This window comes from Neisseria sp. Dent CA1/247 (genome assembly GCF_022870825.1).
Lineage (GTDB): Bacteria > Pseudomonadota > Gammaproteobacteria > Burkholderiales > Neisseriaceae > Neisseria > Neisseria zoodegmatis.
The window spans coordinates 1148317-1163651 of the sequence record NZ_CP091522.1; the positions used below are offsets into that span (position 1 = coordinate 1148317).

The window sequence follows — 15335 nt, forward strand, 5'->3', positions numbered from 1 at the left end:
TTGCCCGTCTGTCCGGGCAGTCAAGCGTCTTTCCGCTTTGTCGGCACTCCGTTAAAATTGAATTTCCACAAACAACTATTAACGGAGTAATTTATGAAACGTGATTCATTAACCGCCGCAAAAGAACTGACTAAATCAATTTTGGAAACCCAACCTGATATGATTATTAGGTATCACAGCGAGGTAAAAGAAACCGCAAACAGGCTTGCAGATTTCATTGAAACATTGGCCGAACGGATAGATAGTGCATCCGACAAATTCAATGAGAATTTTTAAAGCCCGTTGACATACTTGATTGAATCGATCAGCAGTGCCGTTAAATCACTAGGCGTTAAGTCTGATTTTTTGGCTGCCGCAAAAACGGCTTTCTTAATCATCCGCTTGTCTTTCTTCGATAAGCGGTTTTTCTTGCTCTTGTTCATCGGCGTTCCTTTGTTTTATAAAAATCTCTCAATTTATCAACTATTTGATAACTTGGGCTCAACCGTTTGCCGCTTGCTATTTTGTTGATGTAGTGGACCGTGCAATTGGCGGCTTGAGCTATTTCAGCAGTCGATACCCCATTTGCTTTTAATTCGTTAATAATTTTTCTAGGTGTCATAGTAACTTCCATTAAAAATATTTTTTAATTATAAGTACTATTGTTCTAATAATCAAGTACCAAAATTCTTAATTTAGAAAGTACAATAGTTACAAAGGAGCTTTTATGACTTTAAAAAACAGATTGAAAACAGCAAGGGCAAAAAAAGGGTTGTCTCAAGAAGAATTAGCGAAAGCTATCGGGAAGTCTCAAGGAACTATTGCCGCTCTTGAGTCAGGGAGAAACCAATCAACAACCAATATTGCGTCAATCGCAAAGGTGCTTGGTGTTGATGCGGTTTGGCTTGAAACAGGAAAAGGAGATATGACATCAAATATATTTGATTTTGATTTAAAAGAAGATTCTCCCGAAGGCTATATCCGCTACGACGTATTAAACATTACGGCCAAACTCGGAGACGGCTGCATCAACCCCGAAAATATCGAGATAGTGGATACCGTTACCGTAGCCGAAGCATGGGCGAGGCAGAACTTGGGCGCGTGTTACAGGAGGGTGCAAGTCATCTCCACCAAGGGCGATTCCATGAGCGAAACGATTAAAGAAGGAGATGTTTTGTTTGTGGATTCGGGTATTCAGTATTTCGACGGAGATGGCATCTATGTCCTGCATATGCCCGACGGCCTGCGCGCAAAACGCCTGCAACGCACCGTAACTGGTGGGCTGCTCGTTATCAGCGACAATCCCAATTACCACGACGAGCAGGTATCGGCGGAAGATGTAGGCAACATCATCATCTGCGGCAAAGTCAAGGGTGCGTGGTCGTTGAGTGTGTTTTAATGCGGCCGCGTTTTCCGGTGTAGTGTGATGGATTGAAGCAAAGGAATAGAATTTATGGCCAAAGGCAAAAATAATACAGTCATCTTTCCACGCAACTTAAATAAAATCAATATAGGGGATATAAGCCAAGAGATAAAGCAGATTGCCAACAGCGCAAACAAGCTGAATATGGAAATCTATTTCGATGTTGGAAATCTTTGTTTTATCGAACCCTTGGCTTTGGTTATTTTATTCGACCAAGTGGTTTTTTTAAAAACCTATGGATTCAAAGTGTTTATCACAAACCACACTAAAGACGGCAATTTGTCGGCAGCTGTGAGATACATGGATGATTCTGAGTTTTTCTTGCAAGCATCCGGAAAATATCTATCCGATAAATCCATGTGCAGAATAACCACTTTACCGATAAAAAGCCTCGCCCCGAACCAAACATTAATGTGGCTTGAAAACACGTCTATCAAATGGCTGGCTTCACGGCTTGGAGCCGAAAAAGAAAGTCTGGCTGAAATTAAAATATGCTTGGAGGAACTTTTTAACAATACAAAAGACCATTCCGGAGTAAAAGTCTCGACAGCTTTAGTACAGCACTTTCCGCAAAAGGGAAATGGCGAGATAAAAATCTGTGTTTCAGATTTGGGCATAGGGCTTGTAAAAAAGATCCAAAAAACCCACCCTTCCTTTACTGCTTTTGATTGTATATGCCATGCCATACAAGAGGGATTTACAACCCAATCATCACACAGAAATGCAGGAATGGGCTTGTTTACACTGGCTTGTACGGTATGCAATAATGGAGGGAAATTCATTCTAAGAACAGGCGAAATATCCGCTACCGTATTTCGCGGAACAGACGGCCTCCCGTCTATTGAAATAGAGGATGGTTTTTCGCACATTGACGGAACGGCTTTTGAAATCACACTTTATCAAGATAAACTTGACTTGCTTCAGGCAACAACGGAGGATTTTTCATGGGACTGACAGAAATTAAAATTGCAGACAAAACAAAACAGTTCAGCACCTATGAAGATGGATTTAAAATCTATAAGGCAATGAAGAACGCAATAGATAAAGGCGATACTGTAAATTTGTCTTTTGATTCTATTTTGGCAGTTCCATCTTCATTTATTAACGGCTGTTTTTCAAAGTTAATAGATGATATAGGTATTGAAAACATTAAAAAAAATGTGAAAATATCCAACTCGACAAACTCAATCAACAATATGATTAAGAGAAAATTCACTTTGGCATCTTCTTAACCAAATAAATCACAACCAAGCCCGCCCCGAGCGGGCTTTTCCACGCCCATAAAAAAACGGCCGCAAAGGCCGTCTGAATTTATTCGTGCAGATGCTTATATTTTCTTTACTTATCGGATGCTGCGCCTTGTTTCTCAATGGCGGGCAATCATAAAAATAAATCCGATAAATTTGCTCTCCGTTTCTTCGATCAACATGGCTGATCCAATACCGCCACATTAATTTAGCCAACTGTTCAGGATTCATTTTCATATCAGGGTCGACTTTCTTTGTAAAAATTCTCGTAAAAAACCCTGCATCAACAAAAACGGCAACTCGTCTTTTCATAAAAATCCATATCTTGAAAATAAGAAAATGGCCTAAGGGTCGCCAAAATCCTGATAGTGGATAGGGCCGCCAAAGGCCGGATGTATGCAATAGCTGCGAATATCGCCACAGCTATAAGCGAAGTATATAACTTACAACTTATACATTCAATCTCTTAATTCCCCTTCATTTCTCCTGATTTCTCTCTTTTCCCCAAAATTTCACAAACTTTTTTCTTTTTAGAATCATTTACATACTTATTTTTAAGTTATTTTAAGTACGATTGTTCTTGATATTTAGTAAGTACAATAGTACTATACACCCATCAAAGCAAAACACAGACACCGACGACCGCAGCATGAAACAGAGTTGCGGAAAGGTAAGCAAGAGAAACACAGGCTAGGTTGCCGCGCTTACATAAGTTGATAGCGAATGTTGAGGGCTGGATGCCTTTAATTCAGCCCGCAGTAGAGAAAGATTATTTAGGCCGCTTGGTTCGCTGAGGCGGTGTAGTCTTAATTTATTAAGGCCGACGACAGCGCGTGTCGGGACAGCAAGTCACACAGTAATCTGAAGCACGTTAAACAGGCCGGACATGTGTGTATCTTTATCTGTTTGGTATCTCAAAACAGACGGCGGGTGAGATGCCCGCACATCAAACCGCTTGGCAACAGGCGGCTTACTCAATCAGCTTGACAAGGCTAACCGCCAACGCAACGGCAACGCGGAAACGGCAATCGCTATCAGGCTGATTTAGTAAGCTTTTTTGGAGAGAGAAAATGATTAAAGGCTTGATTTTAGGATTGGTAATGTTCGCCCCCGCATTGATTGCGGGTTTGTTTTGAAAAGGATGCAGAAATGAAAAAGTACGAATTACTCAAAGACGACACAATTACCGTCAATGGTAAAACGCTGTACCGAATAAAGGCACTTGTTGCAATCGGGTCATCTGTTGCGGCGGGCGATATGGGCGGGTATATAGAAAAAGAAAGCAATTTAAGCATGTCCGGCGACGCATGGGTGTGCGGCAATGCACGGGTGTACGGCGATGCCGAGGTGTTCGGCGACGCACGGGTGTTCGGCGATGCCGAGGTGTGCGGCGATGCCGAGGTGTTCGGCGATGCCGAGGTGTGCGGCGATGCCGAGGTGTGCGGCGACGCACGGGTGTTCGGCGACGCACGGGTGTTCGGCGATGCCGAGGTGTTCGGCGATGCCGAGGTGTACGGCGATGCCGAGGTGTTCGGCGACGCATGGGTGTACGGCAATGCACGGGTGTACGGCGACGCATGGGTGTTCGGCGACGCACGGGTGTTCGGCGATGCCGAGGTGTTCGGCGATGCCGAGGTGTTCGGCGACGCATGGGTGTACGGCAATGCACGGGTGTACGGCGACGCATGGGTGTTCGGCGACGCACGGGTGTTCGGCGATGCCGAGGTGTTCGGCGATGCCGAGGTGTGCGGCGATGCCGAGGTGTGCGGCGATGCACGGGTGTACGGCAATGCACGGGTGTACGGCGACGCATGGGTGTACGGCGACGCATGGGTGTGCGGCGACGCACGGGTGTTCGGCAATGCACGGGTGTACGGCGACGCATGGGTGTGCGGCGACGCACGGGTGTTCGGCGATGCCGAGGTGTTCGGCGATGCACGGGTGTACGGCAATGCACGGGTGTACGGCAATGCACGGGTGTGCGGCGATGCACGGGTGTTCGATCATAAATGTATTATATCTACAACTAATGTAGGCACCGAAAACGGAACGCTTACCGTAACAACCGGCAAGCACGGCCTTGTCGTTACACGCGGCTGCTTTACTGGAACGATTGAAGAGTTTTTGGCAAAGTCAAGAAAGTATCACGACGACAAAACCCATCAAGAGTACAAACTTTTGATTGATTTTGCCAAATTGAGAATTGAAAAGCATATAGTTAGCGATGACAAAACCGCCGAATAAGGCGGTTTTTTATCGGGGAGGAGTAAACATGATTGGCTACAGCAGCCCCGATTGGGGCATGGGTGGTTGGTATGGCAGTGAAGATGCCGAGCAACGCCGTGAAGATGAGGAGTGCCGGCTTGTGCGAATGCACTTGGCCGATTGCCGCAAGATTGCTGAAAGCATCGCCCATGAATTTCGGTTTGCCGACGGCGCAACCACAGATGCCGAGTTTTTGGCCGAAACGGATAACGAGTGTTGGCATGATTGGCTGTTGTGCGAAGCGGCCGAGCAAGGCAAGCGGGAATATGGCGACAACGACCTACACGCGTCCATGCTGCTCATCTGCCAGCAAGAGTGCGAAGACTTTACCGATTATGTTTGGGTATTAACTCAAGTCAAACAACAGGCCGCCTGATTCAGACGGCCTTAATTTTTAGGGGAAAAAATGGACAACGAACAATTAAGACCAGCTTTTGAAAGCTATGCACGGGCAAACGGATTAATCCTGATCCGAAACACCAACGGAAACTACAACATACAGAAAACACAAGCCGCTTGGAAAGCATTTCAGGCGGCATTTAATTTATACAGATAAGGAGCCAATCATGATTACCCTGATTACTTACGCCATCATCGCACAAGTCGTTTTATCTGTCGCAATTTTAGCGGTAACGGCCATAACGGAATAATCCAGCAAGTGAGTAGGCCGCCAAGTCGGAGAGTGGCGGTATGAGTAACCCCGACAATGCGCAGCGGAAATAATCCTTTGTGTTTCTCCTTTCGACGCGTGGCGCAGCTTGGACGAAGAAACAAGCTAGGTATTTTCAGGCGGCCTATACCTGAATGGGTGGGTGTAGGTTGTCTGAACTTGCCGAATAAGCGAAGCAGATATACGCATGGCTGTATAGGCGGTTATCCGTATGTGTGTTTGTGGGATTCCATATGAAATACGGAAGCGTATGTAGCGGCGTGGAAGCCGCAAGCCTTGCTTGGGAGCCTTTGGGATTCAAGCCGGTTTTCTTTTCGGAGATCGAAAAATTCCCAAGTGCAGTTTTGAAACACCGGTGGCCACAAGTGCCAAACTTGGGCGACATGACTAAATTCAAGGAGTGGCCGAATGCAGTTATCGATATTCTCGTTGGCGGAACCCCCTGCCAATCATTCAGCATCGCGGGATTGCGAAAAGGATTGGATGACCCGCGTGGCAACCTTATGCTTACCTATCTTGCCATTGCTGACAAATACCGCCCCGCATGGGTGGTTTGGGAAAACGTCCCCGGCGTTTTGTCGAGTAACGGAGGCAGGGATTTTGCAGCCTTTATCACAGGCTTGGGGCAACTCGGGTATGGGGTCGCCTACCGGGTTCTTGACGCTCAATACTTCGGAGTGCCACAGCGGCGCAGAAGAGTGTTTGTTGTCGGACATCTTGGAAACTGGCAACCTGCCGCAGCGGTATTATTTGAGTTCAACAGCTTGCGCGGGCGTATTGAGACGGGCAGAAGTTCGCGGCCGCACATTGCCGCCGATACTCCGCAATGCTTTGCAGAATCAGGCTTTGGCGACTACCGAGAAGCAGACGCAGATTGCGGAACCGTGAAAGAAAGCGGCGGGGCATTGGGTGGCGGAAGCGAAAGCCTGATAGTGGTTAATGGCCGCCAAGATCCAATCACATCAAATATTGCGCAGCCGCTAGATACCGACGGAGGCACAAATGTAGTGTTGCTACCGATAGCTGCCACACTCTCAACAGGCTTCGGCGGTAGGGGATTAGACCACGAGCAGATTTTCAACGGCAATTGCGCCATTAACGGTATGAGGGTTAGGCGTTTTACTCCGCTTGAATGCGAGCGGTTGCAGGGCTTCCCCGACAACCACACCCGCATACCGTGGCGGGGAAAACCAGCCGAAGAATGCCCCGATGCACCGCGCTACAAAGCGTGCGGAAACAGTATGGCCGTTCCCGTTATGCGATGGATTGGCGAAAGAATCAAGCAAGTGTCGGAAATATTATCAAACGTGCCGGATTAACGGCACTTTTTTTATTTCGGAGAGAGAAAATGAAACAGAGATTTCAGACGGCCTTATGCCTGTATATCGCCGTGATGTTTTTCGGCATGGCAGTCATCATGGGCAAATCTTGCGCACATGACGCGCACCAAGAGATTCGGACGGCCTATCAGCAAAACGATACGGCCGCTTTAATTTCAGCAGCGGAATCCCGCGCGATTGTCGATGTAATTCAGGCCGAGAAACAGTACGAACACATGGATTATCAGTTTTTTAACGGAGATGCAGAGGCATACCCGACGGAGGCAGAGAAATGATTGAAAACAACAAAATAGAGCTTGAAATAGAAGTTTTAAAAGCATTGCTGATTACGGCAGGCAAAGACGACCTGCGCTGGTATATCAACAGCATTGCCATTAAAGACGGCTTTTTAGTATCAACAGACAGCCACAGGGCTGCAAGATGGAAGTTCCCTACGGAATCGGAAAGCTTTAAGCAACTGGAAATAATCATGCCGAGAAAAGCGGTTGAGGCGGCCATTTCATTTTTCAAAAGCAGCGGGAGAAAGTCTGAAAATAAACTGTATCTCACTCACAATCACGAAAACCATGAATGTTCTTTCCAGTACACCGATAAAAACGGTGAAGTGATTGCAAGCACTAACTTTTTACGTGAAGGCTGCAAATATGTAGATGTCACGAAAGTGTTTAATGAAGTAAATACAGACGAATCAAAATCAGAACCCGCTATGCTCAATCCCGACTATTTGGCTGATTTAGCCAAAATGCAAAAAGAGCTTGGCATTAAGCGAAGACGCGTGAAGTTAATCACAAACGGCATCAAAGCGACCTATGCGAAATTCCATACACTCTTCGGAGCGTTTGAAGTATTAATTATGCCATGCGGCAATAAATGAAATTGAAATAAAAGGTAAGAGATGTGAATAACAAGCGTGTTTATTTGGACGATTTTGAAAAAACCCTGTTGGCGGATTTTTTGGAAAAGCACCGTCTTGAATTTGAAGAACTGGCGAAACAATACGGCCTTGCAGGCGCAACCGTTACCCGAAAATTGTTACAGAAAATGAAAGGAAATGATCATGAAATTTGAAGTTTTAAAACCCGTAACCACCCGCCAGCAGGCGGTTTTTTATTGGAGTAAAAAATGACACAGGTAGATGCAGCAAAACAAAACCAACTTGCCATCAAAAACTACATCAACGGCGAAGCAGCCATGAAAAAGATGCAGGAGTTGATGGGTAAAAACGCGGCCAGCTTTGCAACCAGCGTAATGCAGATTGTCAACAGCAACGAGCTTTTGCAAAAGGCCACGCCGCAAAGCATTTTCAATGCAGCGTGTATGGCGGCAACGCTTAACCTTCCCATCAACAACAACTTGGGCTTTGCCTATATTGTTCCGTTTAACAACCGCAAGGCAGGAACGACCGAAGCGCAATTCCAGCTTGGCTACAAAGGCTTTATCCAGCTTGCCCAGCGCAGCGGCCAATTCAAACGCATTAATGCGTGTGCCGTGTATGAACAAGACACAGAAGAAGATGTACACAAGCGTTTAACTTCGCTGATTCCGGCCAAACCGCAAGGCCGTGTGATTGGCTATATCGCCTATTTCCAGCTTTTGAACGGCTATGAAGCAAACCTGACTATGAGCATGGACGAGCTGGAAGCACACGCCAAACAATACAGCCAAACCTACAAACGCGGTTACGGAGTATGGGCGGACAATTTCGAGGCAATGGCACGCAAAACCGTTATCAAGCTGCTGTTGTCCCAGCAAGCACCGCTATCCATTGAGATGCAACAGGCCGTCTTAGCCGACCAAGCCGTTGTCAAAGACGTAACAGCGCAGGAGTTTGAGTATATCGACAACCAACCGACACCGCCCGAAATTGCTGTAACCGTTGACGATACCCTGTTTGAAGCCCTGAAAGAAAATATCAGCACAGGGCAAATCAGCAAAATGGAAGTGCTAGACGGAAAGTATCAGCTTACCGAAGAGCAGCGGGCAGAATTGGCGGGTATGTGATGCTTATCCGATGCTCAAGTATCCATAAGATTGTCGGCGATCCGAAACTCAAAGCAGATAAAGACGCGGGCAAGTTATCGCAAACCGCCAAATCCCACGTTATTGAACTGGCAAAGCAGGAAATTGTAGGCTTTGCCAATTTCGATGGCAGCAGGGAAACGGAAAAGGGTAACGCACTGGAACCGTATGCAATCGAAGCAAGCGGCCTAATGCGGGCTTTGCACTTTGAGAAAAACCAAGAGCGAAAAGAAAACGGGTATATCAGCGGCGAGTGCGATATTTATTATCCGGCACGCCGTCTGATTGTAGATACCAAGTGCAGTTGGGATATTTACACACACCCGTGGTTTAAGTGCGAAGCCGAGGCAAAGGTAAAGTCCACAGGCTATGATTGGCAGATGCAGGGTTATATGTGGCTGTTTGAGTGCGAAGTGGCGGAGGTTGATTTTTGGCTGTTCCCATGCCCCGAAAACCTATTGGGCTACGGAGACGTGGATAAGTTGATAACGGCAATCGAAGCCTTACCGCTACACCAACGCCTAACCACAGTAACCATCAAGCGCGATGAATCCAAAATCGAGCGCATCAAAGAGCGGGTAATTGCCTGCAGGAAGTATTACGACGAGCTTTTATCCGAGAGAAACCAACCCAAACCGGCCGCCTGACAAGCGGCTTTTATTTTAACCATGCAATCACTCAATGATTTTAAAAAGGCCGTCCAAGCCCTGAAGCACGCCGATGAGTTAGTGCGGGACATTGCATTAAAGATGTTGCAAGACCCGCCCGCTCACGGTTGCCGATGGGTAAAAGGCGGCACCATAGAAACAGACGGCACGGAATACCGTATCGAGAAAATGAGTATATCACGCGGTAGTGATGGCCGGTATTACTGGCTGGCCTATTGCCGTGATGTGAACGGTGTCCGCAAGTCTTTTAAGCAAAAGGTGGATATATGAAAACACCGCCAATTATCAAACTCACATTATTAATCATGCTGATGCTTATAGAGCGTATAGCAGGGAGACGGTTTAAATGGATTTTAAAAAGTTAATTACAGGCATATTGTCGTTTTTCGCTTCCATCAATCGGGAAACGAGGCCGGGTAATACACCAGAGGTAAAGGCCGAAATCCGGCAGGCGGCCTTAAAACGCCCTGCGCAAAAATTCACACGGCCTAAACATCAACGCAAGAAACGGAGCAGGAAATGACACAAGACCAAGTACACGAAGAGATTGCACTATTTAATGAATGGTTTGGCAGTTTAGAGTGCGAAAACAAATCCGAACCATTGCGCCTTTTAATGCAGCTCGCTTGGCTTGGTGCAAAAGAGCAAGCGGCAGAACAAAACCGATGGATTGACATAAAAACAGAATTGCCAGAAACGTTCCAAACTGTAATCGTATTTACGTCAAACGGGTATATATACTCTGATTGGCGTATTGATGATACTGAAGAGTTAGAGTGGGAATTTACAGTTGACGCAGAAGTGCTTTACTGGAAACCGCTTCCCGCGCCACCTGAAAAGGAGTAGATGATGAAATACTGGATTATAGAAGTCATACAAAACATTGATGTCCTGTGCAACGTGGTGTTTTGGTTTCTCACATTCCTATTTTTAACCGGATTATGCATAGGTAAAGCCAAAACATTCAAGCCCAAACGAATTGTTGTTATTGTTTGGGTTATTTCCATGGCCGGGGTTATTTTTATTCCATCAAAAGGTGTAATGTTAAATTTCCTTTAAGGATTAAACAATGAAAAAAATCGAAACGCGGGTTGTGGAATACTACGGCGTTGATATTGAAATCCCTGCCGGCCACAACTTTGTGGCGACAGATAACAGCGGCGAAGTGTTTTCATACGCCTGTGAACCCAAACAAGATGCAGATTTAGGCTACTGGTATCCGGGCGATGCAATGTACGATGATTGCAAGGAGTTAACACTCGTATCAAACGAAGACTGTAACTGGGAAGAATCCCTGCGCGAATATCCCGCAGCAAAGGAATAGATATGCAAACAGCAAGCGCGATGATGGCCACAAAACGACAGGCCAAACGAAACCAAGAGATTAACCGCAAGGCCAAACAGCAAATCGGCAACAAAAGCGGGGATAGAAACAAGACAGCAGCCTACAAGTATCAACAGGCTGCTTTTTTGCGCAGTCTGAAAGACGGCGAACCGTGCGACCAAGACATCAACGTAACGGACGAAATCCGTAACCTGATGCACTACGGCACATTGGTGTATGAGTACAACATCCAATCCGTGATGGTGTTTGAAAAGCTGATACGCGCCATGCGCCTTGTGTCGGCCATCTACCAAGACACCAAGCTGCGCGGCATCTGCAAGGCGGCGGAAGAAGCAATAGGCCGTCTGAAGCATGACGACAGCAGCCCGAACGAACGCCGCATTATGTTGCGACCGCTGGTTATCTTATCCAGTATGGCCGCTCAATACGGCGAGATTGTTCCGGCCAAAACAACAGACGCAATCGCCAAATACTGTTCAGCCGTACAAGTGTGCTTGTATTCGACAAGTTTATACGACCGCCCAATCGAACATATAGAGGCCATGAATGCCGTTATTCGTGGCGAAAGTTTGCGCAGCCAAGCCAAGAAATACGGCATCAAAGAGCCGTTGATGCGTGATTACATCTTGTCGGCAGCGTGGAACCTGTACCGTATGGCCGAGTGCTTTGTGGAAATCGAAGAGCCGAACAATATTCCCGACCTTAGACGGCCTGAATGGTTGGATTTCGGCAACCCTGAAAGCCTTTCCCGCAAGATTAAGGCAGTCGTGCAAACATGGCTGATACCGTTTGAAACCGCAACAGGGCTTACCCTGATTGATTACAACGATTTCAGACAGCAGCTTGTAAAAATTGAAAAGGCTGGCGTACAGCGATGAAACGCACCAATAACCAGCACAGACGAAGATTAAACGTATATCAGGCCGTTATCCGGAAAAGATAGCGGCTTGAGTTTTTAGAAGGAGCAGGAAATGATCGAAATTAGCAAAATGGGCGAGCGTATAGATATTAATAACGCCGCAAATCTGATAGCATACTCACTTGGCAAAGATAAGCCGGTGTCTCGCAAAACAGTTTACGCATGGGTCAAAAAAGGCATCTTCCCCAAACAGATTCAGACGCCAACCGGCGCGGCCGTGTGGAATAAAAAAGAGTGCATTGAGATGCTTGGCTTATCTCAATGATGGTTATTTTTATGGTAAGCAAACCCTTACCATAAAATAAATTATTTATAATCATTATATTAAAAAATATACGAATCCCTTCCTCTCTGCCATATTTTATTATAACCTTATGATTGAATTAGATAATTTTAGGTTATATTTATTTTATGTACCATATTGTGTACCCAATAAAAAGCCGGTGAAAATTACCGGCTTTTCTCATGTGTAGTTATTCACCTATCAATATGTCAGTCACTTCGGTACGGCCGCCTTGGTAAATCAAATCCCATTCTTACCTCGGTCCGGTTGTCTAGAAATTTTCTGGAGAGGGCTGTATTCGTAACGCACCAACACTTTACCAATATTAGTAAAAATAAGTGTCATCATGACCAACTATTTGCCTTTTGCGAATAGGCAAAATGTTCATGAATGAAACATAATTGATACTATTCAAGGCTCACCTTGGTAGTTTGCCGATGAATCTGGCTTGTCATACTCAAAGCCTGTTGTTTCTATAATCTGGTTGATATTATAGATAAATCTTAGCACCCCAAGGCCGTCTGAAATTTCAGGCGGCCTTTTGTCATACCCATATTGGGCAAAGATGTCCATTCTGCTATATTGCCAAAGAATATATCTTGAATCCCGATACTCTGACACACCGCTTTGGAACGCCCGCGATGACCCAAACCCAATCCTACCACCTCACCTTCTCCCGTTTCAGCCCCTCCCTCTCCGTCGTCTCCTTCACCGCCACCGAAGCATTGAATACGGCCTACCGTCTCGACATCGAACTGACCTGCGCCGATGCCGATTTGCCGCTGTCGTCGTACATCAACCAGGCGGCCAAGTTTACGGTAACGCCGGTAAGCTCTGATGCGTTGGGATTGATTGAGGGAATGATCGCCCCCCAAGCGTTGAAGGAATGGAGCGGTATCATCACTTCCTGCGAGAAGCTGTCGGTATCGGCGGACGAAACCCGTTACCGTATGGTATTGGAACCGCGCATCGCCGCATTGAAGCACCACCGCACTTCACGGCTGTTTCAAAACCAAAACGTTCCCGACATTATTTCATCGCTGCTGAAACACCACGGCTTCTCCGGCGTCGATTTCCGCTTTAACACTTCCCGCGAATACGGTGTGCGCGAGTATGTGACCCAGTATCAGGAAAGCGACTTCGCCTTTATCAACCGGCTGTGTGAAGAAGAAGGCATCTGGTACGCCTTCGAGCAGAACGCCCAATATGGCGAGGTGGCGGTATTCGGCGACGATGCCGCCCATTATTTTCGTGACAACCGTCTGCCGTATCCCTACCGCCCCCACGGCAGATTGGAGAGCGTCGGCAAGGAAGCGGTGTTCGCCTTACAGGTAAAACACAATCCCATTCTCGAATCCATCCGCGTCGGCGACTACAACTACCGCGATGCCGATACCGACTTATCGTCCACAGTAACGGCCAAGGGTACGGAGACCGACGGCAGCGTCTTACTCGGCAGTGACAGCCATTGGGGTTTGCATCACAAGACACCCGAAGAAGCCCAACTTCAGACGGCCTTACTGCAACAGCTCGACCACAGCCGCCGTATTGTTGCTTCCGGCAGCGGCAACATCACCGCGCTTAGCCCCGGCCAAGTGTTTCAGACGGCCCCAAGCTTCAGCGAAGCACCCAACGGCTGGTTGGTAGTGTCGCTTACCCACAGCGGCAGCCGCGACCAAGCGTACAGCCATACTTTTACCGCCATTCCCGCCGACAGCATCTTCCGCCCCGAACGCATCACCCCGTTGCCCAAGATTCAGGGCAGCCTTCCCGCCAGAATCACCAGCCCCGGCAACTACACCTATGCCTATATCGACAATATGGGCCGTTACCGCGTCAAACTGCCGTTCGACCTCGACGAATGGAGCCCGGGCGGAGAAAGCCGTCCCATCCGCTTAGCCAAACCCTATGCCGGCCCCGACTACGGCCAGCACTTCCCGCTACACGAAGGCACCGAAGTGATGCTGTCGTTTGTACAGGGTAATCCCGACAGACCCTACATCAGCGGGGTGATGCACGACAGCTCCCACCCCGACCACGTTCCCGCCGATTGGAACACCCGCAACGTTATCCGCACCTGGGCAAATAACAAACTGCGGATGGAAGACAAACAGGGTCAGGAACACATCAAACTGGCGACCGAATACGGCAAAACCCAACTCAACCTCGGCCATATCGTCGACGGCCAGAGACAGAAACGCGGCGACAACGGCGAAGGCTTCGAGCTGCGTACCGACAGTTGGGGCGCATTACGGGCGGGTAAGGGTTTATTCATCAGTGCCGATGCCCAGAATCAGGCTGCGGGTCAGGTGTTGGATATGGATGCCGCCATTGCCCAACTCGAGCAGGCAATCTCCTTAGCCAAAAGCCTCAACAAAGCCGCCCATACCGCCAAAAACGAAGCCACCGAGGCCGAAGAACAGGCAGGCCGTCTGAAAGACAGCCTCATACAGCTGCAACGCGCGGGCATCATCCAATCCGCCCCCGACGGCATCGCTACCGCCACCCCGCAAAGCCAACTGCACACCGCCGGCCAACACATCCACCACATTAGCGGCGGCGACACCGACATCAGCGCCGGCCAAAACTTCACCGCCCATGCGGTAGAGAGCGTCAACCTGTTTGCCCAAAGCAGCGGCGCGAAACTGCAGGCCAATCAGGGCAAGGTGGAGATACAGGCGCAGAACGACGAGATGCAGATTAATGCGCTGAAAGACGCCACCATTACCAGCAGCGCCGGCAAAGTAACCGTGGCCGCCAAAGACGAAATCCTGCTGACCAGCGGCGGGGCGTACATCAAGATTAAAGACGGCAATATCGAGTTGGGTTGCCCGAAGATGGTGTGGGTGAAGTGTGCGGGGTTTCAGGTCATCAATCCTCATGCGATAGCAAGTAACTTGCCAAAATTCGAGCCTTTATATTCCGGGCGTTATATTTTGAGGGATAAAAAAACGCAAAATGTATTGGTTAACCGCCCATACACTTTGACTTTAGAGGACGGTAGTCAAGTAGAAGGGATAACTAACCACAAAGGAGAAACCTTGTTGGTTACGACTTCCTCTCCTCAAAAAGTAGAATTTGTTCGGGAAGATAAGCCCAAGAAAGCACCGCATCTTTTACATATTGCAGGCGGAGGCACAATTAATCTGCATTTTGAAATTTACGACGACGAGTAAA

The 15335-nt window shown here is 47.6% G+C and carries 22 protein-coding genes and 1 pseudogene; 20 read left to right on the plus strand and 3 right to left on the minus strand.

Features of this window, described 5'->3' with window-relative positions:
- Positions 1-93: 93 nt before the first annotated feature.
- Positions 94-276: a hypothetical protein gene (locus tag LVJ85_RS05675; RefSeq protein WP_244742392.1), complete on the plus strand. Its 183-nt coding sequence runs from the start codon at positions 94-96 to the stop codon at positions 274-276.
- On the opposite strand, the gene LVJ85_RS05680 is transcribed toward LVJ85_RS05675, so the two are convergent.
- Entirely contained in the window at positions 273-422 is a 150-nt protein-coding gene (locus LVJ85_RS05680; protein ID WP_244742395.1) for a hypothetical protein, read from the minus strand. The genes LVJ85_RS05675 and LVJ85_RS05680 overlap by 4 nt on opposite strands.
- Complete coding sequence (locus LVJ85_RS05685) at positions 419-601, minus strand: helix-turn-helix domain-containing protein (protein WP_244742398.1); 183 nt, start codon at positions 599-601, stop codon at positions 419-421. Before LVJ85_RS05685 ends, LVJ85_RS05680 begins: the two co-directional genes overlap by 4 nt.
- A gap of 105 nt (positions 602-706) precedes the next feature.
- On the opposite strand from LVJ85_RS05685, the pseudogene LVJ85_RS13445 reads away from it, so the two are divergent.
- From LVJ85_RS13445 to LVJ85_RS05700, 4 genes and pseudogenes are all read left to right on the plus strand, one after another.
- A pseudogene (locus tag LVJ85_RS13445) lies at positions 707-889 on the plus strand (helix-turn-helix transcriptional regulator); the annotation flags it as partial.
- 15 nt (positions 890-904) lie between these two features.
- Positions 905-1378 (plus strand): S24 family peptidase, encoded by a 474-nt coding sequence (locus LVJ85_RS05690; protein ID WP_244742401.1) that lies wholly within the window; start codon positions 905-907, stop codon positions 1376-1378.
- Positions 1379-1432: 54 nt separating this feature from the next.
- Positions 1433-2356, plus strand: a complete 924-nt coding sequence (locus tag LVJ85_RS05695) for a hypothetical protein (RefSeq protein ID WP_244742404.1) — start codon at positions 1433-1435, stop codon at positions 2354-2356.
- Complete coding sequence (locus tag LVJ85_RS05700) at positions 2347-2634, plus strand: STAS-like domain-containing protein (protein WP_244742407.1); 288 nt, start codon at positions 2347-2349, stop codon at positions 2632-2634. The genes LVJ85_RS05695 and LVJ85_RS05700 overlap by 10 nt, the downstream gene beginning before the upstream one ends.
- 9 nt (positions 2635-2643) lie before the next feature.
- On the opposite strand, the gene LVJ85_RS05705 is transcribed toward LVJ85_RS05700, so the two are convergent.
- Positions 2644-2961, minus strand: a complete 318-nt coding sequence (locus LVJ85_RS05705) for a hypothetical protein (protein WP_244742410.1) — start codon at positions 2959-2961, stop codon at positions 2644-2646.
- An 837-nt stretch (positions 2962-3798) separates the two neighbouring features.
- Between LVJ85_RS05705 and LVJ85_RS05710 the strand changes: the two genes are divergently transcribed.
- The 15 genes from LVJ85_RS05710 to LVJ85_RS05780 all read left to right on the plus strand — a co-directional run bounded on the left by LVJ85_RS05710 (position 3799) and on the right by LVJ85_RS05780 (position 15334).
- Entirely contained in the window at positions 3799-4893 is a 1095-nt protein-coding gene (locus LVJ85_RS05710) for a hypothetical protein (RefSeq protein ID WP_244742413.1), read from the plus strand.
- Between the two features lie 28 nt (positions 4894-4921).
- Positions 4922-5290: a hypothetical protein gene (locus LVJ85_RS05715; protein WP_244742416.1), complete on the plus strand. Its 369-nt coding sequence runs from the start codon at positions 4922-4924 to the stop codon at positions 5288-5290.
- 30 nt (positions 5291-5320) lie between these two features.
- Positions 5321-5470 (plus strand): hypothetical protein, encoded by a 150-nt coding sequence (locus LVJ85_RS05720; RefSeq protein WP_244742419.1) that lies wholly within the window; start codon positions 5321-5323, stop codon positions 5468-5470.
- Between the two features lie 347 nt (positions 5471-5817).
- Positions 5818-6903 carry a DNA cytosine methyltransferase gene (locus LVJ85_RS05725; protein WP_244742422.1) on the plus strand — a complete coding sequence of 362 codons (1086 nt, stop codon included), beginning with the start codon at positions 5818-5820 and terminating at the stop codon, positions 6901-6903.
- Between the two features lie 29 nt (positions 6904-6932).
- On the plus strand, positions 6933-7199 hold the full coding sequence (locus LVJ85_RS05730; RefSeq protein ID WP_244742424.1) for a hypothetical protein: 267 nt from the start codon (positions 6933-6935) through the stop codon (positions 7197-7199).
- Positions 7196-7798 carry a hypothetical protein gene (locus LVJ85_RS05735; protein ID WP_244742427.1) on the plus strand — a complete coding sequence of 201 codons (603 nt, stop codon included), beginning with the start codon at positions 7196-7198 and terminating at the stop codon, positions 7796-7798. Before LVJ85_RS05730 ends, LVJ85_RS05735 begins: the two co-directional genes overlap by 4 nt.
- Positions 7799-7821: 23 nt before the next feature.
- Positions 7822-7992: a hypothetical protein gene (locus tag LVJ85_RS05740; RefSeq protein WP_244742429.1), complete on the plus strand. Its 171-nt coding sequence runs from the start codon at positions 7822-7824 to the stop codon at positions 7990-7992.
- 54 nt (positions 7993-8046) lie between these two features.
- On the plus strand, positions 8047-8925 hold the full coding sequence (locus tag LVJ85_RS05745; RefSeq protein ID WP_244742432.1) for a recombinase RecT: 879 nt from the start codon (positions 8047-8049) through the stop codon (positions 8923-8925).
- Complete coding sequence (locus LVJ85_RS05750; protein WP_244742435.1) at positions 8925-9590, plus strand: translocation protein TolB precursor; 666 nt, start codon at positions 8925-8927, stop codon at positions 9588-9590. The genes LVJ85_RS05745 and LVJ85_RS05750 overlap by 1 nt, the downstream gene beginning before the upstream one ends.
- 21 nt (positions 9591-9611) lie before the next feature.
- Positions 9612-9881 (plus strand): hypothetical protein, encoded by a 270-nt coding sequence (locus LVJ85_RS05755; protein WP_244742438.1) that lies wholly within the window; start codon positions 9612-9614, stop codon positions 9879-9881.
- Positions 9882-10130: 249 nt separating this feature from the next.
- Positions 10131-10457 carry a DUF551 domain-containing protein gene (locus LVJ85_RS05760; RefSeq protein WP_244742442.1) on the plus strand — a complete coding sequence of 109 codons (327 nt, stop codon included), beginning with the start codon at positions 10131-10133 and terminating at the stop codon, positions 10455-10457.
- 223 nt (positions 10458-10680) lie between these two features.
- Complete coding sequence (locus LVJ85_RS05765) at positions 10681-10935, plus strand: hypothetical protein (protein WP_244742445.1); 255 nt, start codon at positions 10681-10683, stop codon at positions 10933-10935.
- 2 nt (positions 10936-10937) lie between these two features.
- A complete protein-coding gene (locus LVJ85_RS05770; RefSeq protein WP_244742447.1) occupies positions 10938-11834 on the plus strand; it encodes a hypothetical protein in 897 nt (298 codons plus the stop codon).
- A 93-nt stretch (positions 11835-11927) separates the two neighbouring features.
- Positions 11928-12140, plus strand: a complete 213-nt coding sequence (locus tag LVJ85_RS05775; protein ID WP_244742451.1) for an AlpA family transcriptional regulator — start codon at positions 11928-11930, stop codon at positions 12138-12140.
- 617 nt (positions 12141-12757) lie between these two features.
- Positions 12758-15334: a type VI secretion system Vgr family protein gene (locus tag LVJ85_RS05780; protein WP_244742454.1), complete on the plus strand. Its 2577-nt coding sequence runs from the start codon at positions 12758-12760 to the stop codon at positions 15332-15334.
- The last annotated feature ends 1 nt before the right edge of the window (position 15335 follow it).